This is a genomic window from Streptomyces sp. HUAS CB01 (genome assembly GCF_030406905.1).
Lineage (GTDB): Bacteria > Actinomycetota > Actinomycetes > Streptomycetales > Streptomycetaceae > Streptomyces > Streptomyces chengbuensis.
In genome coordinates, this window is record NZ_CP129137.1 from 3,112,715 (window position 1) to 3,133,465 (window position 20,751).

Here is a 20,751-nt window from a genome sequence, read left to right on the forward strand (position 1 = left end):
CCCGCCGGGAAACCGGCGGCACCGTCGGCCCGTCCGGGGGACGCCGTCACCGGGACGGCGGCACCGCCGCGGTGGCCGCGGCGTACCCTTGCGCGGGTGAACGCCAGCGACCGCACCCCAGCCGACCTGCTGCGATCCGCGCTCGCCGCGGACCCCGCACGCCCGTTGGTCACCTTCTACGACGATGCCACCGGTGAGCGCGTGGAATTGTCCGTCGCCACCTTCGCCAATTGGGTGGCCAAGACATCGAACCTCCTCCAGGACGATCTGTCCGCCGGGCCGGGCGACCGGCTCGCTCTGCTGCTGCCGGCGCACTGGCAGACCGCGGTGTGGCTGCTCGCCTGCTCCTCGGTGGGGGTCGTCGCGGACGTCGGCGGCGACCCGTCGGCCGCGGACCTGGTCGTGAGCGGGCCGGACACGCTCGACGCGGCCCGTGCCTGCTCCGGTGAGCGGATCGCGCTGGCGCTGCGCCCGCTCGGCGGCCGGTTCCCGCAGCCGCCCGAGGGTTTCACCGACTACGCGGTGGAGGTGCCCGGCCAGGGCGACCGGTTCGCCCCGTACGCACCCGTGGACGCGGACGCTGCCGCACTGGCGGTCGGAGGCACGGAGTTCACCGGGGCCGAGCTCGTGGAGCGCGCTCGTGCGGACGCCGCGGAGCTGGGCCTGGCGCCCGGGTCCCGGCTGCTGTCCGGGCGGGAGTACGCGACCTGGGAGGGGCTGTCCGCCGGACTGTACGCACCGCTCGCGTCCGGCGGCTCGGTCGTGCTCTGCCGGAACCTGGACCGGCTGCCGGCGCCGGACCTCGAGAAGCGCGTGGAGAGCGAGCGGGTGACGGGCACGGCGGTCTGATCCGCGGACGCGAGGGTCCGGTCCGCGGCCACGAAGACCCGGGCCCTGCACACCGGGGCCGGCCGAGCACACGGCGGCGCTCTGGTCCTTCGCCCGGGGCGGCGCCCCGTCCTCTCGTGCAGGGAGGCGGGCTCGGCGCACCGCGGTCGCGGAGCCGGCGCGCTCGCGGCCGGGCGCGGCTGGGTCGGAAGCGCGGCGCGGCCGCACTCACGTGCGGGCCACGGAGGACGCCCGAGGCCGAGAGGGATCGCCCTCGGTGTGTCCGCCGCGCCCCGGCTCACGCCTCAACGGGCTCGCACCGCGTCGGCTCCCGATTCCCCCGCCCATGCACGCCCAACGCTCTGACCTGCGACGTCGGCCGGCGAGCGGCCCGGAGTTCACCCGTTCGGCCCAGTGCGCCCCGGGCCCGCAGGCCGCGGCGGCGGGTCCGTTGGATCATCGGCGGTGGGTACTGCGACAGACCACCGCGAGGACGGACACCACGTGACCGACAGCGCCGGCACGCCCGCCGAACCGGACGACACCGCGGAGCACGCCGCCGGTGACGGCTCCGGCGCGGGCGGCGGAGGGCGCGGGAACGGCAACGGGAACGGGAAGAGGCGACGGCGCCGGAGTCTGCGGTGGGTCGCGCTCGGCGTCTCGCTCCTCGTCCTGCTGGTCTCGGGCGTCGGCTGGTGGCTCTACCGCAAGCTCGAGGCCAACATCACGACGGACCTGACCGCCGTGGAGGAACTGGAGCGCTACGACAAGGAACGGCCCCTGCCCGCGCCGCACGGCGCGCAGAACATCCTGCTCATCGGCTCGGACAGCCGCGCCGGCGCCGACAACGCCAAGTACGGCCGCGACAAGGGCGTCCAGCGCTCCGACACCACGATCCTGCTGCACATCGCGGGCGACCGCCGCAGTGTGACCGCCGTGTCCGTGCCGCGCGACCTGCTGGTCGGCATCCCGAGCTGCCGTACCGCCCAGGGCACCCGCAGCCGGGCCCAGTACGCGCAGTTCAACTCGGCCTTCGCCCTCGGCGGAGCGGCGTGCACGATCCGTACCGTGGAACGGCTCACCGGTGTCCGGGTCGACCACCACATGGTCGTCGACTTCCACGGCTTCAAGAGCATGGTCGACGCCGTGGGCGGGGTGACGGTCTGCCTGCCGGCGTCCATCGACGACGCGGACGCGCATCTGCGGCTGAAGGCCGGCAAGCAGACCCTGAACGGCGAGCAGGCCCTCGGTTACGTCCGCGCCCGCAAGTCCCTCGGCAACGGCAGCGACACGGAACGCATGGACCGGCAGCAGCAGTTCCTCGGCGCGCTCTTCAACAAGGTGCAGAGCAACGGGGTCCTGCTCAACCCGGCCCGCCTCTACCCGGTGCTCGACGCGGCGACCCGGTCGCTCACCACCGATCCGGGCCTGGACTCCCTGAAGGACCTCTTCGACCTCGCCCGCTCCCTGCGCGGGGTGCCGACGGAGCGGGTGCAGTTCCTGACCGTGCCGCGCCGGTCCTACCCGTACGACCCCAACCGCGACGTCCTCGCGCAGCCGGCGGCGAGCAGGCTCTTCGAGCGGCTGCGCAAGGACGCCCCGGTGCGTGTGGTGCCCAAGGAGACCACGGCGAGCACCTCCGGGGACACGGAACGTGACAGCGGGACGGGGTCGCAGAACCCTTCGGCGACGCCCACGTTCTCCGGCACCAACGCGACATCCGCCCTGTGCAAGTAAAGCCCTGCCCAAAGAGTCACAGGCAGTCCATGAAGATTGAGTGGATTGCCCGGTTGTAAGGGGCGTGGAATTTGTCACGGACGTCGCCCGGCGCTGAACTGGGCGGATAGTGTGACGCGATCCGGTACATCCGGCCTGCCAGGCCGAGGTCGCACACAACCGGACCGACGAATCGAGCGTCTCCCGGGGGGAGGGACGCCGCGCGTGGCACCGACGGAGGACTCAAGCAACCGTGGATGCGCAGAGCCGTGGGCAGGCGGACGAGATCGACCCCGCCGACCAGTGGGTACTCAACCCGCAGACGGGTAATTACGAGCTGCGACTGGATCGTTCCGCTCCGAAGCCGGCCTCCTCCCGCTCCGCCGGCGCCGCCTCGTCGAGAACTGCCGGCCGCCGCGGCCCTTCCGGTGCCACTCCCGCGACCGCCGAGGTTCCGGGGCAGCGCTCACGGCGCTCCGCGCGCGGCGGCAATCCGCCCGGCGGCGACGGCGGACGCGGTGCGCAGCAGACCGCCGCGGGACGCCGGAAGCGCAAGACGCAGAAGAGCCGGAAGAAGAAGGCGATGCTGTGGACGGGCGGCGTGATGGCCTTCGTCCTCATCGCCGGCTCGGGCTTCGCGTACTACCTGTACGACCGGCTCAACGGGAACCTCAACACGGTGGACGTCGGTGACGCCGGTTCAAAGGGCATCACCAAGGACGGCCCCGTCAACATCCTTCTCCTCGGCACCGACAAGCGCACTGGCTCGGGCAACGAGGGGTACGGCGACAAGGGCAGCAGCGGCCACGCCGACACGACGTTCCTCTTCCACGTCTCCGAGGACCGCACCAACGCGACCGCGCTGAGCATTCCGCGCGACCTCATCACCGACATCCCGGACTGCCCCACGAAGCAGCCCGACGGCTCGACCAAGATAATCAAGGGTTCCCAGAACGTCCGTTTCAACGAGAGCTTCGGCGTCGGGGGCCGCGACCCGGGCTGCACGATGCGCACGATCAAGCAGATGACGGGCGTTCCGGTCGACCACTTCATGATGGCCGACTTCAACGCGGTGAAGACGCTCTCGACCGCCGTCGGCGGCGTGGAGATCTGCCTGGCCAAGCCCATCAAGGACAAGGATTCCAAGCTGGATCTGCCGGCCGGTACGCAGAAGGTCGCGGGCGAGGACGCGCTCGCCTTCGTCCGCAACCGGCACGGCCTCGGCAACGAGAGCGACCTCGACCGCATCAAGCAGCAGCAGCAGTTCGTGGCGTCGATGATCCGGCAGATGAAGGAAGACACGCTCGGCAACCCGAAGAAGATGTTCGCGGTCGCGGAGGCCGCGACCGAGGCGCTCACCGTCGACAGCGCGATCGGTGACATCCCCAAGCTGACGGCGATGGCCCAGGAACTCGGCAAGATCGACGTCAAGCACATCAGCTTCGCGACGGTGCCGGTGGTCGACAACACGGACGGTGCGACCGTCCTCCTCGACCAGGTCAAGGCGCCGCAGGTGTTCAGCATGCTCCAGAACGACATCTCCTTCACCGAGGTCAAGAAGAAGGAGTCCGCGGCCAAGAACAAGCAGGCCGCTCTGCTCAAGGGCCCGCGGGCCGACGCCTCCGCGGTCCGGGTCGACGTCTACAACGGCAGCGACACCCCGGGAGCGGCGCAGAAGACGCTCAACTGGCTGCAGGTGGAGAAGGGCGTGCTCAAGTCCACCAACAAGAGCAACGCCCCGGAGAAGACGGCCAGGACGACACTGGAGTACGCGCCGAACCAGGCCGATCAGGCCCGTAAGCTCGCGGATCTCATGGGGCTGCCCGCCACGGCGCTCAAGCCCGGTACGGAGGACGCCGAGGGCACGGAGGCGATGGTCCTCACGCTCGGTGCCGATTTCAAGGGCGCGGGGGTGCCCATCACCGCACCGGCGAAGGCGCCGGTGGACAAGGTCGAAGCAGACAAGCAGGTGTGCGCCAAGTGACCCCGGAGCACCGGGTCGCACGGCGCGCCTGAAGACAGGGGGGCCAGGGGTGGGACGGAGCAGCGTGCAAGGGGAGGACACGCGGGAGCGTGTCGGGCACGCGGGAGAGCAGGGCCGGGCCGGCAGCCGCAGCGTGGAGGAGCGGGGCGGTGCCGCCGGCACGGACGACGGCGGGGAGGGGTCCTCACCCTCCGCCGCCCCGGCCGGCGGGAGCGGCCGACGTACCCGGCCGCGCGGCAATCCGGGCGGCCCGGGAAGACGCGGCAGACGCCGGACGCTCCGGTGGGTCGCCTCCGTGCTCTCGCTGCTGATACTCGGGACGGCGGGGGCCGGTTACCTCTACTACGAGCACCTCAACGCCAACATCAAGACGGACGACCTGAACCTCGGCAAGAACGGGATGGCCGACCACAAGGCGAACGCCGCCGGCCAGACACCGCTGAACATCCTGCTGATCGGATCGGACGCACGCGACTCGGCGGCGAACAAGGCACTCGGCGGCGCCAGGGACAGCTTCGACGGGCCCCCGCTGGCGGATGTGCAGATGCTCGTCCATCTGTCCGCCGACCGCAGCAACATGTCGGTGATCAGCATGCCCCGCGACACCGTCCTGAAGATCCCGGAGTGCACGGACCGCAACGGCAAGGTGTTCAGGGCGACCGGCTGGACGCTCACCAACGAGTCCCTCCAGCGCGGCGGGCCCGGCTGCACGGTGGCCACCTGGTACAAGCTGACCGGCATCACCATCGACCACTTCATGCAGGTCGACTTCGCCGGCGTCGTGTCCATGGCCGACGCGATCGGCGGCGTACCCGTCTGCGTCCGGCAGAACGTCCACTCCCGCAACAGCACCGGGCAGGGCTCCGGGCTCAAGCTGAAGGCGGGGACGACCTCGGTCAAGGGCGAGCAGGCGCTGCAGTGGCTGCGCACGCGCTACGGCTTCAAGGACGGCACCGACCTGGCCCGTACGGAAGCCCAGCACATGTACATGAACTCGATGGTGCGTGAGCTGCGCAAGAGCACCAAGCTCACCGACCCCGCCAAGCTGCGGAACCTGGCCGAGGCGGCCACGTCCGCGCTCACGGTCGACGCGGGTCTGGACACGGTGGCGAAGCTGTACGACCTCGCCGAGGAGTTCAAGCAGGTCCCGACCGAGCGCATCACGATGACGACGATGCCCAACTTCTACACCCAGCGGCCCCGGTTCGCGGGCAAGGTCGAACCCCTGCAGCCGGACGCCGAGCAGGTGTTCCGCATGGTGCGTGAGGACATCCCGCTCGACGGCAAGGCGTCCAAGCGCAAGGCGCCGGCCGCGCCCGCGGACCCCGCCGCGGCGCCGGGCGACATCGGTGTGAGCGTGCAGAACGGCACCTACACGGACGAGCTGGGGGCGGCGAGGGGCCGCGCGACGGAGGTCGCGGGTGTCCTCTCCGGCAAGGGCTTCACCCGGGCGACGGCGGACAGGCAGACCAACCCGCAGGACCGGACCGCGGTGTTCTACCCGAGCGCGGAACTCGCGGGCGACGCGCAGGCGGTCGCCAAGGCCGTCGGACTGCCCGTGTCGTCGGTGAGGAAGTCCACGGACGTCTCACGCGTGACGCTGGTGGTGGGCGCGGACTGGCGCGAGGGCGCCGCCTACCCGAAGTCCGCGGCCAAGGACGACGGCAAGGCCCCGTCGTCGGCGAATCCGCTCAGCGCCGGCAACACCAAGGCCTGCATGCCCGTGCAGCCCGGGTTCACCTGGTAGCCCGCGGCTGGGCCCTGTGCTCCGTTCACCCGGGGGCCCGCGGCTGCACCCGGTGGTCCGCCGGCGGCGGCCGTCCCGTACGGCTCCGCACGGCGGCTGATTCCTCGGGAACGGGCCCGGCCGATGCGCTGCGCATCGGCCGGGCCCCGTGCTTCGCCGTCGTCCCGCGGCGTCAGGCCTGCGTCGGCGCCTTCACCGCCGGCCGGCGGCTCTCGATGACCTTCCTCGCCAGCGAGCGCGGGCTCGTCAGGAAGCCGAAGCCCCACGACATGTGCATGGTCGCCAGCGCCAACGGGATCCGGACGCGGGCCTTCCACGGAAGGCCGCTGCCCGCCGGGAGCGAGCCCGCCGTGATCGCCGCGAGGTAGCCGCCGGGGATCACGAAGCCGAGCGGGGTCAGCGTCGCGCCCACCACCAGGCCGGCGGCGATCGCGCAGACGGCGGTCGGCGGGGCGAGGTAGCGGAGGTTGATCGAGCCGGAGTGGTAGCGGGCGACGACATGGCGCCAGCGGCCGTAGTCCTTGTACTGCTTGGCGAGCGCCTTCACCGACGGGCGCGGCCGGTACTGGACCCTGAGCTCGGGCGAGAACCAGATGAGGCCGCCCGCCTCGCGGATGCGGAAGTTCAGCTCCCAGTCCTGGGCGCGGATGAACTCCTCGTTGTAGCCGCCCTGCTGCTCCAGTGCCTCGCGGCGGAAGACGCCCAGGTACACGGTCTCGGCGGGGCCCGCCTCACCGCCGGTGTGGAAGGCGGCGTTGCCGACGCCGATCTTCGAGGTCATCGCCGCGGCGACGGCGTGCTCCCAGTCGTTCTCGCCCTCGGCGTGCATGACTCCGCCGACGTTCTGCGCACCGGTCTCCTCCAGGAGCCGGACGGCGGTCGCGATGTAGTTCGGCGACAGCATGCCGTGTCCGTCGACGCGGACGACGATCGGGTGGCGGGACGCCTTGATCGCGGCGTTGAGCGCCGCGGGCGTACGGCCGGTGGGGTTGGGGACCGTGTGCACCCGGCCCCAGGGATTCGACGCCGTCTCGCGCACCAGCTCGGCGGCGATCTCGTCGGTGCGGTCCGTCGACGGGCCGAGCGCGATCACCACCTCCATCTCGCCTGCGTAGTCCTGCTGCAGGATGTGGCGGACGGCGTCGCGCAGATGACGTTCCTCGTTGAGGACCGGCATGATCACGGAGACGGCGGGCGGGGCGGCTGGCATGAGTTCCTCGGGGTCCTGGGGTCGTCCCCCGGGAGACAACGGCCTCGGGGAGACAGCGGCGTCGCCCGCCACGTTACCGCGAACGGGGGACACCGATGCGCGCCTCCCCTCGGCCTCCCCCTGCCGCAGATCGTATGGGCCTACGGTGCTCAGGATCACCGGTCTGCTGCCCCGCGGAGGTGCCCCTCGTGCCCACACCGCCCCGCTCGCCCCGTCCGCGACCGGCGGCGGCCCGTTCGAGGCCGGTTCCCGGGCCGACGGCGGGCCGCCCGAGACCGGCGGCACAGCGGCAGGCGGCGGGGAGGAACCGCCGGGGGCCGGCCCCGCGCCCCCGTGGGCGGGGGCAGGAGGAGCGGCCCCGCTGGGGGATGCGGGTGGTGACGACCCTCTCGGTGCTCGTGCTCGGCGTGGGTGGCATCGGTCACGCCCTGGTGACCGGGCTGGACAGCGGCATCGGCCGGGTCGACCCGTTCAAGGACATGAAGAACCGGCCGGAGGACGGGAACGGGATGAACATCCTGCTCGTCGGCACCGACGGCCGGGACACGATCACCAAGGAGGAGCGGCACCGGTACCGGCTCGGCGGCGCCCCCTGCCGCTGCACCGACACGGTCATGCTGGTGCACATCTCCGAGGACCGGGAGCGGGCGAGCATCGTCAGCCTCCCCCGTGACTCGTACGCGGAGATCCCCGCCCACACGGACCTCACCACCGGCAGGAAGCACGGACGGCACGCGGTGAAGCTGAACGCCGCGTACGCGGAGGGCGGGCCCGCGCTGACCGTACGGACCGTCGAGGACCTGACGAAGGTGAAGGTGGACCACTACCTCGAGGTCGACTTCCGCAGCTTCATGAAGACCGTCGACGCGGTCGGCGGGGTGGAGGTCTGCACGGTCCGGCCGATGAAGGACACCCACTCCGGCCTCGACCTCAAGGCGGGCACGCACCGGCTGGACGGCGCGCGGGCACTGCAGTACGTGCGGGCGCGCCATGTCGACGGGGCGGCCGACCTGGGGCGGATGCAGCGGCAGCAGCGGTTCGTCGCGGCGCTCGTGCAGCAGGCCACCGGCAGCGGGGTGCTGCTGAACCCGGTGAAGTTCCGCCAGGTCGGCACGGCGGCGCTGAACTCCGTACGGGCCGACCGGGGCTTCGGCACCGACCAGTTGCTCACGCTCGGCAAGGCGATGCGGAGCTTCACACCGGCGTCCACGGAGTTCGTCTCCGTGCCCGTCAAGGACCCGAGCTTCCCGGTGAAGGGCGTCGGCTCGACGGTGAAATGGGACCCGGTGAAGGCGGAGCGGCTCTTCCGCGCCCTGCGCGAGGACAGGCCGCTCGCGCCGGAGCGCCCGCGGGAGGAGGCGTCCGCCCGTGCCACCAAGGTCGTCGACGTCCCGCCGAAGCAGATCCGGGTGCAGGTCTACAACGGGACGCAGCTGGACGGGCTCGGCTCCCGGGTGGACAGCGCCCTGAAGGCGACCGGGTTCGACACCACGCGGGCCCCGCTGAACGGCAGCGACCGCAGCGTGAAGCGGACCTTCATCACCTACGACCCGCGATGGGACCGCTCGGCGAGGTCCCTGGCGGTGGCGCTGCCCGGCGCCGAGCTGCGCCCCGTGAAGGGCCAGGGCCCGACGCTGAAGGTGACGGCGGGCTCCGGCTTCACCTCGGTGACCCCGGTCCGGGCGGACACCCCGCGCGCCAGGGGCGTCTTCGGAGCGATCACCGGCGACGAGGTCCTCTGCCGCTGACGCCCCGGGGGCGGGGCGCCGGGCCGTCGACGGGCGGTTCCCGGGCACCGGGCGCGCGGCCGCCCGAACGCCTGAGCACCGGGGCCGCCGGGAGGGGACGGGACGCCCGGACGCCGGAGCGCCCCGGCCACCCCGGGCGCGTCGTTCCTCCCCGGCGAGGGCGCCGAGGAGGCCCCACACGTGACTTGACGCCGGCGCCGCGGAGGAGTCCGGCCCCGTGCACCGAGCGCGGGCCCCGGGGAGCGCGTCAGTCCTCGTACCCCTCGGCCGCGCGCCGCTCGCGGAGTTCCTTGATCGCGCGGCGTCGGGCCAGCCGGTGGGTGCGGCGGATCTGCGCCTCCTGGTAGCGCCGCTTGTCGCGCTCCGTCTCGGGGACCACCTGCGGGACGGGACGCGGCTTGCCGTCCGCGTCCACGGCGGCGAAGACCAGGTACGCGGAGCCGACCTGGGTCGCGGGGGTGGACTCGTTCCAGCGCTCGGCGAGCACCCGGACGCCGACCTCCATCGAGGACCGGCCGGTCCAGTTGACCTGGGCCTTCACATGCACGAGGTCCCCGACCCTGACCGGCTCCAGGAAGACCATCTCGTCCATGGAGGCCGTGACCGCCGGTCCGCCGGAGTGCCGGCCGGCGACGGCCCCCGCCGCGTCGTCCACCAATTTCATGATCACTCCGCCGTGCACCGTCCCGAGAAGATTGGTGTCACTGTGCGTCATGATGTGGCTGAGGGTCGTACGCGAAGCCGATGTCGGCTTACCCGGAATATCGCTCTCCGGGCGCTGGGCCTGGTCTGTCATGCCCTCCACCCTATGCGGGCCCCCGAGCGCCGCCGCATTGCATCAGGTTCGCAACAGCCCCGGTGCGATTCGTCACCCGCCCTGTCGGGCTTTCGGCCACGGCCTGCACACTGTTCCGCATGAATGACTGGCCCGATGGATACGGACACGGCAGCCGGGGCGCGGAACCCGAGGGGCCGCGTGCGATGCGCCATGTGCAGCGACGCCCGATCCCGCAGCAGCCGCAGGGGTACGACGACAGGTACGACGCCCCTTACGACAGCGGGTACAACACGGGCCAGGTCTACGGTTCCCCGGCCGGCCGGGGCCCCGGCGGGAACGGCGGCCACGACGAGCCGCCCGCCTACGGCCGCCCGGCGCCCGACTGGCGCCGGCGTCTCAAGGTCGGCACGATCACCGTGCTCGTGCTGGCACTCGGGGTCTCCATAGGCACGTACTTCTGGGCCGACTCCAAGATGCGCCGCGAGGTCGACCTCTCCAAGGTCATAGAGCGGCCCGAGGAGGGCGACTGCACGACGTACCTGATCGTGGGCTCCGACAGCCGCGAGGGCATGTCGTCGGAGGACAAGAAGCGCCTGCACACCGGCTCCGCCGACGGCAAGCGCACCGACTCGATGATGATCCTCGCCGCCTGCGGCAGCGGGAACACCATGATCTCGCTCCCCCGCGACTCGGACGTGGAGATCCCGTCCTTCGTGGGCTCGGAGTCCGGCAAGACCTTCCCGGCCGAGGGCCGCCGGGTGAAGCTGAACGCGGCGTACGCGGAGGACGGCCCCGAACTGCTGGTCCGCACCGTCGAGCACAACACCGGCCTGCGGATCGACCACTACGCGGAGATCGGCTTCGCCGGTTTCGCGAACATCGTGGACTCCCTGGGCGGTGTCGAGATGGACATCCCCAAGGCCTTCAAGGACAAGAAGTCCGGCGCCGACTTCCAGGCGGGCAAGCAGACCCTGAACGGCGAGCAGGCCCTCGCCTTCGTCCGCACCCGGTACGCCTTCGCCGGCAGCGACCTGGACCGCACGAAGAACCAGCAGAAGTTCCTCGCCGCGCTCGCCAACCAGGCCGCGACCCCGGGCACGGTCCTCAATCCGTTCAAGCTCTACCCGACGCTGGGCTCGGGCCTGGACACCCTGATCGTCGACAAGGACATGTCCCTGTTCGACCTCGGTGAGATGTTCTTCGCCATGAAGGGCATCAGCGGCGGCGACGGCAAGTCGATGAACATACCGATCTCCGGCAGCCGCGGCGGGAACCTGGTCTGGGACAAGGAGAAGGTCCGCCAGCTGGTGAACCAGATCAAGAACGACGAGAAGGTCACCGTCACCGCCGACTGACACGGCGGACACGGCTGGGCACCGCCGCGGACCGCGGTCGCTCACGGACCGGCACGAGGGGCCGTCGCCATGAACGGGCGACGGCCCCTCGCCGGTCCGGGGACCGATCCTCGCGGGCGGGGGCAGGGCTTCGGCACAGTCGGGTGGCGTCCGATTCGTGCTCGAGCGAGGCCGACTCCGACAAGATCAGGACGGTTCGCGCGAACGCAATGCCACGGGCGGGGCGGCGTCCCGCCGCGGTGCGAAACGCCTCCCACCCCCGTCCCGAACCCTTGCTCCACCTATCGAAATTCGATAGATTTCCATCGCAACTCGATGGAAGGGTGGGTCATGGGAAAGCTGGCAGTGCGTGCGCTTCGTGCCGTGCTCGTGGTGGTGCTCGCCGCCACCGTGTTCGTACAGGCAGGGACGGTGTGGGTGTTGGTCAGCGGGAGCGACCCGGAGGACGGGTCGCTCCCGCTGACCCCGCTGCGTGTGATCACGGTCCTGGGCATGGTGTCGGCCCAGGTCGCCCTGGTCTGCGTTTGGCGGCTGGTGACGATGGTGCGACGCGGAACCGTGTTCTCCCATGCCGCCTTCCGGTACGTGGACGGCGTGATCGGCGCGATCGTGGCGGCTGCCCTGTTGTGGTTCGCGGTCACGGTCCTCAATGCGCCGGGCCAGCGGGACGACCCGGGCGTCACCGTCATCATGGGCGGGGTCGGCGTGGCCATCCTGGGGGTCGCGCTCATCGTGCTCGTGCTGCGGATGCTGCTCGTCCAGGCCGTCGCGCGCGACGCCGAAGCGGCGCAGATGCAGGCCGAGTTGGACGAGGTGATCTGATGCCAATCGTCGTCGACATCGACGTGATGCTGGCCAGGCGGAAGATGACCGTGGGCGAGCTCGCGGACCGTGTAGGGATCACGCCCGCCAATCTGGCGGTACTCAAGAACGGCCGCGCCAAGGCGGTGCGCTTCGCGACGCTCGCCGCGCTCTGCGAGGTGTTCACATGCCAGCCGGGCGACCTGCTGCGCTGGGAGGCCGAGGATGCCGCGGGCGGATGACGCGCCCCAGGGCCGGCCGTGGATCGCCGATCACCCGCAGCACCGCCCTGACCCCGTTGGGCAGATTCCGGTTGACCTGCACGGACCAGGCGCTGATCGGCCCCTGTACCGAGGGGGCCGATCAGCGCGGCCGATCAGCGCGGCCGGGCAGCCATCGCGACCATGCTGGCGCCCGGTGCAGATGACCCCACGGAGGCGTCAGCGCGGTCGCCTGATCCGCCTACGACGACAGCCCCCGGCATCACGGCCGGGGGCTGTGCTGTTTGTGCTGGTCAGCGCCCGTTTCCGGAGCGCTCGCTCGCCAGGACCTCCCCCAGCGTGACGCCCAGCAGCGGCCTTGGTCGGGCCACAAGGGGCAGGAAGCCGAGAACGGCTCCGAGGAACCTCAGAACGCCGCCTGACCTGCAAAAAACCTGCTACGGCAGGTTGCGGGCCATGACGATCCGCTGGACCTGGTTGGTGCCCTCGTAGATCTGGGTGATCTTGGCGTCGCGCATCATGCGCTCGACCGGGTAGTCGCGGGTGTAGCCGTAGCCGCCGAGGAGCTGGACGGCGTCTGTGGTGACCTCCATGGCCACGTCCGAGGCGAAGCACTTGGCGGCGGCGCCCTGGAAGGTGAGGTCGCTGTCGTTGCGCTCGGACTTGGCCGCGGCCGCGTACGTCAGCTGACGGGCGGCCTCGATCTTCATCGCCATGTCGGCCAGCATGAACTGGACGCCCTGGAAGTCGGCGATCGGCTTGCCGAACTGCTTGCGCTCCTGGACGTAGCCCTTGGCGTAGTCGAGGGCGCCCTGCGCGATGCCGAGGGCCTGCGCCGCGATCGTGATGCGGGTGTGGTCCAGGGTCTTCATGGCCGTGGCGAAGCCCGTGCCCTCCGCGCCGATCATCCGGTCGGCGGGGATGCGCACGTTGTCGAGGTAGACCTCGCGGGTCGGGGAGCCCTTGATGCCGAGCTTCTTCTCCGGGGCGCCGAACGACACGCCCGCGTCGGACTTCTCGACGACGAAGGCCGAGATGCCCTTGGAGCGCTTCTCGGGGTCGGTGACGGCCATGACCGTGTAGTACTCGGACACACCGGCGTTGGTGATCCAGCGCTTCACGCCGTTGAGGACGTAGAAGTCGCCGTCGCGCACGGCGCGGGTCTTCATTCCGGCGGCGTCGGAGCCCGCGTCCGGCTCGGAGAGGCAGTACGAGAACATCCCGTCGCCCTTGGCGAGCGGGCCCAGGTACTTCTTCTTCAGCTCCTCGGAGCCGGAGAGGATCACCGGCAGCGAGCCCAGCTTGTTGACGGCGGGGATCAGCGAGGACGAGGCGCAGACGCGGGCGACCTCCTCGATGACGAGCACGGTCGCGAGCGCGTCGGCGCCGGCGCCGCCGTACTCCTCCGGCACGTGCACGGCGTGCAGGTCGGAGGCGACCAGCGCGTCCAGGGCCTCCTGCGGGAAGCGGGCCTCTTCGTCGACCGCGGCCGCGAACGGCGCGATCTTCGCCTCGGCCAGCGAGCGGACCGTCTCCCTGAGCATGTCGTGCTCTTCGGACGGACGGTACAGATCGAAGTCAGGCGTTCCCGCCAAGGTCTCTCACTCCCCTGAGCCACTGCTAACTACCGTTAAGTAACCCAAATTTTAGTGGGCGCGCCCCGACCAGGCATACGTGAGCTTGCTGACAGCGGAAAAATGCCCTTGCGCGCTCCCGGTTATGCTCGGGCCCGCACTCCCTCCGTCCCCCCAGGAGCAATCCCATGGTCCTCAAGATCACCGTGATCGGCACCGGGTACCTCGGCGCCACCCACGCAGCGGCCATGGCGGAGCTGGGTTTCGAGGTCCTGGGCCTCGACGTGGTGCCGGAGAAGGTCGGGATGCTGGCCGCGGGCCGGGTCCCGATGTACGAGCCCGGCCTGGAGGAACTGCTCACGCGCCATGTGGCCGGGATCGAGGGCTCCAGCGGGCGGCTGCGCTTCACCACCTCGTGGGACGAGCTGGAGGAATTCGGCGGCGACGTCCACTTCGTCTGTGTGAACACCCCGCAGAAGCACGGCGAGTACGCCTGCGACATGTCCTACGTGGACGCCGCCTTCGCCTCGCTGGCGCCGCGCGTGAAGGGCGGTGCGCTGGTCGTGGGCAAGTCCACCGTCCCGGTGGGCTCGGCGGACCGGCTCGCCCGTCTGCTCGCCGATCATGCCCCCGAAGGAGTGGACCTTGCGTGGAACCCGGAGTTCCTGCGCGAGGGCTTCGCCGTGCGGGACACCCTCCACCCGGACCGCATCGTGGTGGGTGTGGACTGCGAGCGGGCCGAGAAGGTGCTGCGCGAGGTGTACGCCACGCCGATCGCCGAGGGCTCGCCGTTCGTGGTGACCGACTTCCCGACGGCGGAGCTGGTGAAGACCTCCGCGAACTCGTTCCTCGCGACGAAGATCTCGTTCATCAACGCCATGGCGGAGGTGTGCGAGGCGGCCGGCGGCGACGTGGTGAAGCTGGCCGAGGCGATCGGCCACGACGAGCGGATCGGCAACAAGTTCCTGCGCGCCGGGATCGGCTTCGGCGGCGGCTGTCTGCCGAAGGACATCCGGGCGTTCATGGCGCGCGCCGGCGAACTCGGCGCGGACCAGGCGCTGACGTTCCTGCGCGAGGTCGACTCGATCAACATGCGCCGGCGCGGGCACATGGTGGAGCTCGCCCGGGAGGCCGTGGGCGGCGGATCGTTCCTGGGCACGCGGGTCGCGGTCCTGGGCGCGACGTTCAAGCCGGACTCCGACGACGTCCGCGACTCGCCGGCGCTGAACGTCGCCGGCCAGATCCACCTCCAGGGCGGCCAGGTCACGGTCTACGACCCCAAGGGCATGGCCAACGCCCGCCTGGTGTTCCCGACGCTCGGCTACGCGGACAGCGCGCTGGAGGCCGTCCGCGGCGCGGACGTCGTGCTGCATCTGACGGAGTGGCGCGAGTTCCGTGAGCTCGACCCGGCCGTGCTGGGCGAGGTGGCGTCCCGGCGGATCCTTCTCGACGGGCGGAACGCGCTGGACGGGACGAAGTGGCGCGAGGCCGGCTGGACGTACCGCGCGATGGGCCGGCCCCGCGCCTGAGCGCTTCGGCGTCAGCAGGCGCAGAGACAGAACGGGTGCCCGGCGGGATCCGCGTAGACACGGAAGCCCCGTGAGCGGTCGTCGGCGTCCAGCGGCTTGGCGCCGAGCGCCAGCACCCGCGCCTCGGCGGCGTCCAGGTCCTCGACGGTCAGGTCGAGGTGGAACTGCTGCGAGGATCCGGGCGACGGCCACTCGGGAGCGGTGTGCCCCGGGGCGGCCTGGAAGGCGAGGGGCGTGCCCTCGTACCCGGTGAGGGAGATCCAGTCGTCGCCGTCCGGCTCCGCCCGCGCGCCCAGGATCTCGGCATAGAAGGCGGCGAGTGCGCGCGGGTCGGCGCAGTCCAGGACGACGGTACCCAGTGTGGCGATGGCCATGGTGCTTCCTCTCGTACGGACGGATGGTTACCGGTATCCGCTCTGAACCGGTAACCAGTGACCACATGGTCCCGCAGTGCGGGTAACGTCGCAACCATGAACGACAGGGCTCCGGCTCCCGGAGGGCTCGCGCTGATCGAGTCCCTGGTCAACACGTTGAGCGTCGACACGGCCGCCGACAGGCTGGACACCGAGGCCGGGCGCGCGGCCTTCGGTCTCACCGAGGCGGAGGTGCCGGCCGCGAGGGAGCTGCGCGAGGCGCTGCGGGCCGCGTGCCTGGCACACGCCGGCCACTCCTCACCGGGCCGCCGCGCCGCCGACCTGGACCGGATCCTGACCGGAGCGCCGCTGCGCGTCTCCGTGGACGACACGGGCGCCGTGACCCTCCGCCCGACCACCGACCCGGCCTCGCTGCTCTCCCGCGTCGCGGCGGCGATCGCGGAGGCGACGGCCGAAGGGACCTGGCTGCGTCTGAAGGCGTGCGAGGCGGAGGACTGCCTCTGGGCGTACTACGACCGCAGCCCGGCGGGCCGCAGCCGCTGGTGCTCCATGGCGGTCTGCGGCAGCCGCGCGAAGATGCGCGCGTATCGCGCGCGGCGAGGCGGTTAGCGGACCGGCCCGTGCGGGGACCGGGCCGTGCGGCACGCCCCGCGCCATGACGGGCGGGATGTCGGCGTGGGAGCTTCGGGTGGGCGCGACGTGGGGTGGCCCGGCGGACGAGCGACGGGCCGCAGCGTTGCCGCACCCGTCGGCGCCCGGACCGCGCGCGGCGCCGTGGGACATCATCGCGGTCGCGATCATCCGCTTGCCCGGCCCCCGCGCGGGGCACGGCGCCCCGTGACCGGCGGCCGGGCCCGGTGCCCGAGGGCAAGGCGCGAGCACGCTGTGCGGGCGCGTCCCGCTCGGCGGAGTGCCGCAGGTCGCCGACGCCGAACCGGCGGCGGGCTCGACAGCACCGCCATTGAGGCGTCACGGAGGCGGCGCCGCTCCGCTGGCGCGAAGGGCTTCGTCGCCGGACCTGGATCCGGATCGCAGCAGACGAGACGCAGCGCTGCCGCTCCCTTGAGTGCCCGGACCGGCGCGAGACAGCCTGCCCACACGAAGAGCCCGACGGGGGCCAGAGCACAGCACCCCCTGACCGGCGGCAAGGGCTCGGCGCCTCGTGACCAATGGCAGGGGCTCGGTGATCCGTCACCGACGGCAGGGCTCACCGTCCCAACCGACCGCAGGGCTCACCGTCCCAACCGACGGCAGGGCTCGGCGCCCCAACCGACCGCAGGGCTCACCGCCCCGACGACTACGCCCTGGGCGAGCTCGCCGTCGAGTGGAGCGTCGCGTTCGAGGGGGCGCGGCGCGACTGGAGGTCGAGGGCCACGGATTCCGCGTCGCGGAGGGCGCGGACCGCGTTCTGCCAGGTGAGCTGGGCCAGGTCCGGGTGGGACCAGCCGCGGCGAAGGAGCTCCGCGATCAGGTTGGGGTAGCCGGCGACGTCCTCCAGGCCGGCCGGGGTGAACGCGGTGCCGTCGTAGTCGCCGCCGATGCCGATGTGGTCGATCCCGGCCACCTCGCGCATGTGGTCCAGGTGGTCCGCGACCGTGGCCGCGGTCGCCATCGGGCGCGGGTTCGCGGCCTCGTACGCCCGCTGGACCTTCATGCCCGCCTCGGTCGTGTCGAGGGGGTGGAGGCCGTGCTCCCGCATGTTCTCGTCCGCCGCGCGCGTCCAGGCGACCGCCTCCGGCAGGACGAACTTCGGGACGAACGTGGCCATCGCCACGCCGCCGTTCGCGGGGAGCCGCTCCAGCACGTCGTCGGGGATGTTCCGCGGATGGTCGCAGACCGCCCGGGCGGAGGAGTGCGAGAAGATCACCGGGGCGACGGACGTGTCCAGCGCGTCCCGCATCGTCGTCGGCGCGACGTGCGACAGGTCGACGAGCATGCCCGTGCGGTTCATCTCCCGCACGACCTCGTGGCCGAACGGCGACAGTCCGCCGAAGCGCGGCTCGTCGGTCGCCGAGTCCGCCCAGTCGTTGTTGTCGTTGTGCGTCAGCGTCATGTAGCGGACGCCCAGCGTGTGCAGCGCCCGCAGCGTGGCGAGCGAGTTGTTGATGGAGTGGCCGCCCTCCGCCCCCATGAGGGAGGCGATACGGCCCTCCTTGCGCGCCGACTCCATGTCGTCGGCGGTCAGGGCGCGCACCAGGTCCGCCGGGTAGCGGTCCAGCAGCCGGTCCACCACGTCGATCTGCTCGAGCGTGGCGCTGACCGCCTCGTCACCGGCCATGTCGCTGCGCACGTACACCGACCAGAACTGCGCTCCGACGCCGCCGGCCCTCAGCCGCGGAATGTCGGTGTGCAGGCTGCCCGTCTGGTCGGTCGCGATGTCGCGGCGGTCCAGGTCGTAGCGGACCTGTTCGCGCAGGGCCCACGGAAGATCGTTGTGGCCGTCCACGACGGGAAAGGATGTGAGCAGGGAACGGGCCTCGGCGAGAAAATCCACGGTCGCAGCCTACTTGCCGAACCCGAAGCCCGCGGCCCCCTCCACCTTGCTGCGCAGCCGCTTGCCCTTCTCCGTCGCCTGGTCGTTCAGCTCCTGCTGGAAGTCCCGCATCCTGGCCAGCAGGTCGGCGTCCTGCGTCGCGAGGATCCGGGCCGCGAGCAGACCCGCGTTCCGCGCCCCGGCCACCGACACCGTCGCGACGGGCACACCGGCGGGCATCTGCACGATCGAGAGCAGCGAGTCCATGCCGTCGAGGTACTTCAGCGGCACCGGCACGCCGATCACCGGCAGCGGGGTGACGGAGGCGAGCATGCCGGGCAGATGGGCGGCGCCGCCCGCGCCCGCGATGATCGCCTTCAGCCCGCGGTCGGCCGCCTGCTCGCCGTACGCGATCATCTCGCGCGGCATGCGGTGCGCGGAGACGACGTCCACCTCGTACGGGATCTCGAACTCGTCCAGGGCCTGGGCGGCGTTCTCCATGACGGGCCAGTCGGAGTCCGAGCCCATCACGATGCCGACGAGGGGGGCCGAACCGGGAGCGCTGGTCATTCGGTGATCGTTCCTCTGAGGTAGTCGGCCGCGTGACGGGCGCGCGCGAGCACGTCGTCCAGGTCGTCGCCGTAGGTGTTGACGTGGCCGACCTTGCGGCCGGGCTTCACGTCCTTGCCGTACATGTGGATCTTCAGCTGCGGGTCCCGGGCCATGCAGTGCAGATAGCCCTGGTACATGTCCGGGTAGTCGCCGCCGAGGACGTTCGCCATGACCGTCCACTTCGCCCGGGGGCGGGGGTCGCCGAGGGGGAGGTCGAGGACGGCCCGCACATGGTTGGCGAACTGGGACGTGATGGCGCCGTCCTGGGTCCAGTGCCCGGAGTTGTGCGGGCGCATGGCCAGCTCGTTGACGAGGATGCGGCCGTCCGTGGTCTCGAAGAGCTCGACCGCCAGATGGCCGACGACGCCGAGCTCCCGCGCGATGCGCAGGGCGAGCTGCTGGGCCTGCCCGGTCAGCTCCTCGCCGAGGTCAGGCGCGGGGGCGATGACGGTGTCGCAGACGCCGTCGACCTGCCGCGACTCCACGACGGGGTACGCGACGGCCTGGCCGTGCGGGGAGCGGACGACGTTGGCGGCGAGCTCGCGTCGGTAGTCGACCTTCTCCTCGGCGAGGACGGGCACGCCGGCGCGGAACGGCGGCTCGGCGTCCTCCTCGCTCCGGACGAACCACACGCCCTTGCCGTCGTAGCCGCCGCGCACGGTCTTGAGGATCACGGGGAAGCCCCCGACCTCCGCCGCGAAGGCCGCCGCGTCCGCCGGGTCGGCGACGATGCGGTGACGCGGGCTGGGCGCGCCGATCCGGTCGAGCCGTGCGCGCATCACGCCCTTGTCCTGGGCGTGCACGAGCGCGTCGGGGCCCGGGCGCACGGGGATGCCCTCCGCCTCCAGGGCCCGCAGGTGCTCGGTGGGCACGTGCTCGTGGTCGAAGGTGATCACGTCGCAGCCGCGGGCGAAATCGCGGAGCGTGTCCAGGTCTCGGTAGTCGCCGACGACGACCTCGCCGGCCACCTGGGCCGCCGAGTCCTGGGGGGTGTCACTGAGGAGCTTGAACCTGATGCCGAGGGGGATGCCTGCCTCGTGTGTCATACGGGCGAGCTGTCCACCGCCGACCATGCCGACTACGGGGAACGTCACCCTCCCAGGGTATCCGGAGCTCCGTACGGTCCTGCCCACCCCATGGCTTCGTATGATCCAACAAGACCGTGCACCCCTTCGTGGACGTCCATCGGGCACGCGGGGGAGGTGCTGGTTAGAGTGGTCTGGTTGACGTAGTCGACCGGACGGGACCAGCGAACACCATGAGCGAACGGGCCGCACTGCGTGTGCGACTGAACCGGCTCGCGCGCGAGGTCGCCAAGTTCGGCGCGGTCGGCGGCCTGGGCCTGCTGGTCAACATGGCGGTCTTCAACCTGCTGCGGCACACCACCGAGATCCCGGTCGTGCGCGCCAGCCTCCTCGCCACCGTCATCGCGATCCTGTTCAACTACGTGGGCTTCCGCTACTTCACGTACCGGGACCGGGACAAGAGCGGCCGCACCAAGGAACTCACCCTGTTCCTGCTGTTCAGCGCGGTCGGACTGGTGATCGAGAACGGTGTGCTGTACGTCGCGACCTACGGGTTCGGCTGGGACAGCCCGCTGCAGAGCAACTTCTTCAAGTTCTTCGGGATCGCCGTCGCGACGCTGTTCCGCTTCTGGTCGTACCGCACCTGGGTGTTCCGCGCCCTGCCGGCCCGCGAGGCCGTGCAGACCGCGGAGTCGTTCCTGGAGCAGCGTACGGAGCAGCCCGACCGCGTCGGCAGCTGACCCGCAGCTCGCCTCGTCCCGCTCCTCACGCGCCTC

General features: G+C 71.4%; 18 protein-coding genes. 11 read left to right on the forward strand and 7 right to left on the reverse strand.

From position 1 onward, the window contains the following. The first annotated feature begins 96 nt into the window (after positions 1-96). From QRN89_RS13715 to QRN89_RS13730, 4 genes are all read left to right on the forward strand, one after another. Positions 97-849, forward strand: a complete 753-nt coding sequence (locus tag QRN89_RS13715; protein ID WP_290349650.1) for a TIGR03089 family protein — start codon at positions 97-99, stop codon at positions 847-849. A gap of 444 nt (positions 850-1,293) precedes the next feature. Beyond that, entirely contained in the window at positions 1,294-2,565 is a 1,272-nt protein-coding gene (locus QRN89_RS13720) for an LCP family protein (protein WP_290349651.1), read from the forward strand. A gap of 232 nt (positions 2,566-2,797) precedes the next feature. Beyond that, on the forward strand, positions 2,798-4,528 hold the full coding sequence (locus QRN89_RS13725; RefSeq protein WP_290349652.1) for an LCP family protein: 1,731 nt from the start codon (positions 2,798-2,800) through the stop codon (positions 4,526-4,528). A gap of 64 nt (positions 4,529-4,592) precedes the next feature. After that, positions 4,593-6,275 carry an LCP family protein gene (locus QRN89_RS13730; RefSeq protein ID WP_435833252.1) on the forward strand — a complete coding sequence of 561 codons (1,683 nt, stop codon included), beginning with the start codon at positions 4,593-4,595 and terminating at the stop codon, positions 6,273-6,275. A gap of 172 nt (positions 6,276-6,447) precedes the next feature. On the opposite strand, the gene QRN89_RS13735 is transcribed toward QRN89_RS13730, so the two are convergent. Beyond that, positions 6,448-7,485 carry a glycosyltransferase family 2 protein gene (locus QRN89_RS13735; protein WP_290349654.1) on the reverse strand — a complete coding sequence of 346 codons (1,038 nt, stop codon included), beginning with the start codon at positions 7,483-7,485 and terminating at the stop codon, positions 6,448-6,450. 188 nt (positions 7,486-7,673) lie between these two features. Between QRN89_RS13735 and QRN89_RS13740 the strand changes: the two genes are divergently transcribed. Then, entirely contained in the window at positions 7,674-9,233 is a 1,560-nt protein-coding gene (locus QRN89_RS13740) for an LCP family protein (RefSeq protein WP_435833253.1), read from the forward strand. A 247-nt stretch (positions 9,234-9,480) separates the two neighbouring features. On the opposite strand, the gene QRN89_RS13745 is transcribed toward QRN89_RS13740, so the two are convergent. Next, complete coding sequence (locus tag QRN89_RS13745; protein ID WP_290349656.1) at positions 9,481-10,029, reverse strand: acyl-CoA thioesterase; 549 nt, start codon at positions 10,027-10,029, stop codon at positions 9,481-9,483. Positions 10,030-10,148: 119 nt separating this feature from the next. Between QRN89_RS13745 and QRN89_RS13750 the strand changes: the two genes are divergently transcribed. The 3 genes from QRN89_RS13750 to QRN89_RS13760 all read left to right on the forward strand — a co-directional run bounded on the left by QRN89_RS13750 (position 10,149) and on the right by QRN89_RS13760 (position 12,409). Further along, positions 10,149-11,366: an LCP family protein gene (locus QRN89_RS13750; RefSeq protein ID WP_290349657.1), complete on the forward strand. Its 1,218-nt coding sequence runs from the start codon at positions 10,149-10,151 to the stop codon at positions 11,364-11,366. Between the two features lie 330 nt (positions 11,367-11,696). Further along, the gene (locus QRN89_RS13755; protein ID WP_290349658.1) at positions 11,697-12,188 is read left to right on the forward strand and encodes a DUF2975 domain-containing protein; all 492 of its coding nucleotides are present in this window, start codon (positions 11,697-11,699) and stop codon (positions 12,186-12,188) included. Continuing rightward, positions 12,188-12,409 (forward strand): helix-turn-helix domain-containing protein, encoded by a 222-nt coding sequence (locus tag QRN89_RS13760; protein ID WP_290349659.1) that lies wholly within the window; start codon positions 12,188-12,190, stop codon positions 12,407-12,409. The genes QRN89_RS13755 and QRN89_RS13760 overlap by 1 nt, the downstream gene beginning before the upstream one ends. A 416-nt stretch (positions 12,410-12,825) precedes the next feature. Here QRN89_RS13760 and QRN89_RS13765 read toward each other — a convergent pair whose 3' ends face one another. Next, positions 12,826-13,983: an acyl-CoA dehydrogenase gene (locus QRN89_RS13765; protein ID WP_290349661.1), complete on the reverse strand. Its 1,158-nt coding sequence runs from the start codon at positions 13,981-13,983 to the stop codon at positions 12,826-12,828. Between the two features lie 167 nt (positions 13,984-14,150). Here QRN89_RS13765 and QRN89_RS13770 point away from each other — a divergent pair, with 167 nt between their 5' ends. Beyond that, positions 14,151-15,491 (forward strand): UDP-glucose dehydrogenase family protein, encoded by a 1,341-nt coding sequence (locus QRN89_RS13770; protein WP_290349662.1) that lies wholly within the window; start codon positions 14,151-14,153, stop codon positions 15,489-15,491. An 11-nt stretch (positions 15,492-15,502) separates the two neighbouring features. On the opposite strand, the gene QRN89_RS13775 is transcribed toward QRN89_RS13770, so the two are convergent. Next, positions 15,503-15,865, reverse strand: coding sequence for a VOC family protein (locus QRN89_RS13775; protein WP_290349664.1), 363 nt, complete (start codon positions 15,863-15,865; stop codon positions 15,503-15,505). A 96-nt stretch (positions 15,866-15,961) separates the two neighbouring features. Between QRN89_RS13775 and QRN89_RS13780 the strand changes: the two genes are divergently transcribed. Continuing rightward, on the forward strand, positions 15,962-16,474 hold the full coding sequence (locus tag QRN89_RS13780; protein ID WP_290349665.1) for a CGNR zinc finger domain-containing protein: 513 nt from the start codon (positions 15,962-15,964) through the stop codon (positions 16,472-16,474). 688 nt (positions 16,475-17,162) lie between these two features. Here the strand turns inward: QRN89_RS13780 and QRN89_RS13785 are convergent. From QRN89_RS13785 to QRN89_RS13795, 3 genes are read right to left on the reverse strand one after another with little or no spacing between them, the layout of a single operon-like run. After that, complete coding sequence (locus QRN89_RS13785; protein WP_290349667.1) at positions 17,163-18,359, reverse strand: dipeptidase; 1,197 nt, start codon at positions 18,357-18,359, stop codon at positions 17,163-17,165. 9 nt (positions 18,360-18,368) lie between these two features. Beyond that, positions 18,369-18,908, reverse strand: coding sequence for a 5-(carboxyamino)imidazole ribonucleotide mutase (purE, locus tag QRN89_RS13790; protein WP_290349668.1), 540 nt, complete (start codon positions 18,906-18,908; stop codon positions 18,369-18,371). Then, entirely contained in the window at positions 18,905-20,044 is a 1,140-nt protein-coding gene (locus tag QRN89_RS13795; protein WP_356948630.1) for a 5-(carboxyamino)imidazole ribonucleotide synthase, read from the reverse strand. Before QRN89_RS13795 ends, purE begins: the two co-directional genes overlap by 4 nt. A gap of 164 nt (positions 20,045-20,208) precedes the next feature. Here QRN89_RS13795 and QRN89_RS13800 point away from each other — a divergent pair, with 164 nt between their 5' ends. Continuing rightward, positions 20,209-20,715 (forward strand): GtrA family protein, encoded by a 507-nt coding sequence (locus QRN89_RS13800; protein ID WP_290349670.1) that lies wholly within the window; start codon positions 20,209-20,211, stop codon positions 20,713-20,715. Positions 20,716-20,751: the final 36 nt, after the last annotated feature.

Bases quoted from the DNA above. Each gene is read 5' to 3' on its own strand.
- QRN89_RS13735 (WP_290349654.1), bottom strand. From the start codon at position 7,485: ATGCCAGCCGCCCCGCCCGCCGTCTCCGTGATCATGCCGGTCCTCAAC.
- QRN89_RS13745 (WP_290349656.1), bottom strand. From the start codon at position 10,029: ATGACAGACCAGGCCCAGCGCCCGGAGAGCGATATTCCGGGTAAGCCG.
- QRN89_RS13750 (WP_290349657.1), top strand. From the start codon at position 10,149: ATGAATGACTGGCCCGATGGATACGGACACGGCAGCCGGGGCGCGGAA.
- QRN89_RS13755 (WP_290349658.1), top strand. From the start codon at position 11,697: ATGGGAAAGCTGGCAGTGCGTGCGCTTCGTGCCGTGCTCGTGGTGGTG.
- QRN89_RS13760 (WP_290349659.1), top strand. From the start codon at position 12,188: ATGCCAATCGTCGTCGACATCGACGTGATGCTGGCCAGGCGGAAGATG.
- QRN89_RS13770 (WP_290349662.1), top strand. From the start codon at position 14,151: ATGGTCCTCAAGATCACCGTGATCGGCACCGGGTACCTCGGCGCCACC.
- QRN89_RS13775 (WP_290349664.1), bottom strand. From the start codon at position 15,865: ATGGCCATCGCCACACTGGGTACCGTCGTCCTGGACTGCGCCGACCCG.
- QRN89_RS13780 (WP_290349665.1), top strand. From the start codon at position 15,962: ATGAACGACAGGGCTCCGGCTCCCGGAGGGCTCGCGCTGATCGAGTCC.
- purE (WP_290349668.1), bottom strand. From the start codon at position 18,908: ATGACCAGCGCTCCCGGTTCGGCCCCCCTCGTCGGCATCGTGATGGGC.
- QRN89_RS13800 (WP_290349670.1), top strand. From the start codon at position 20,209: ATGAGCGAACGGGCCGCACTGCGTGTGCGACTGAACCGGCTCGCGCGC.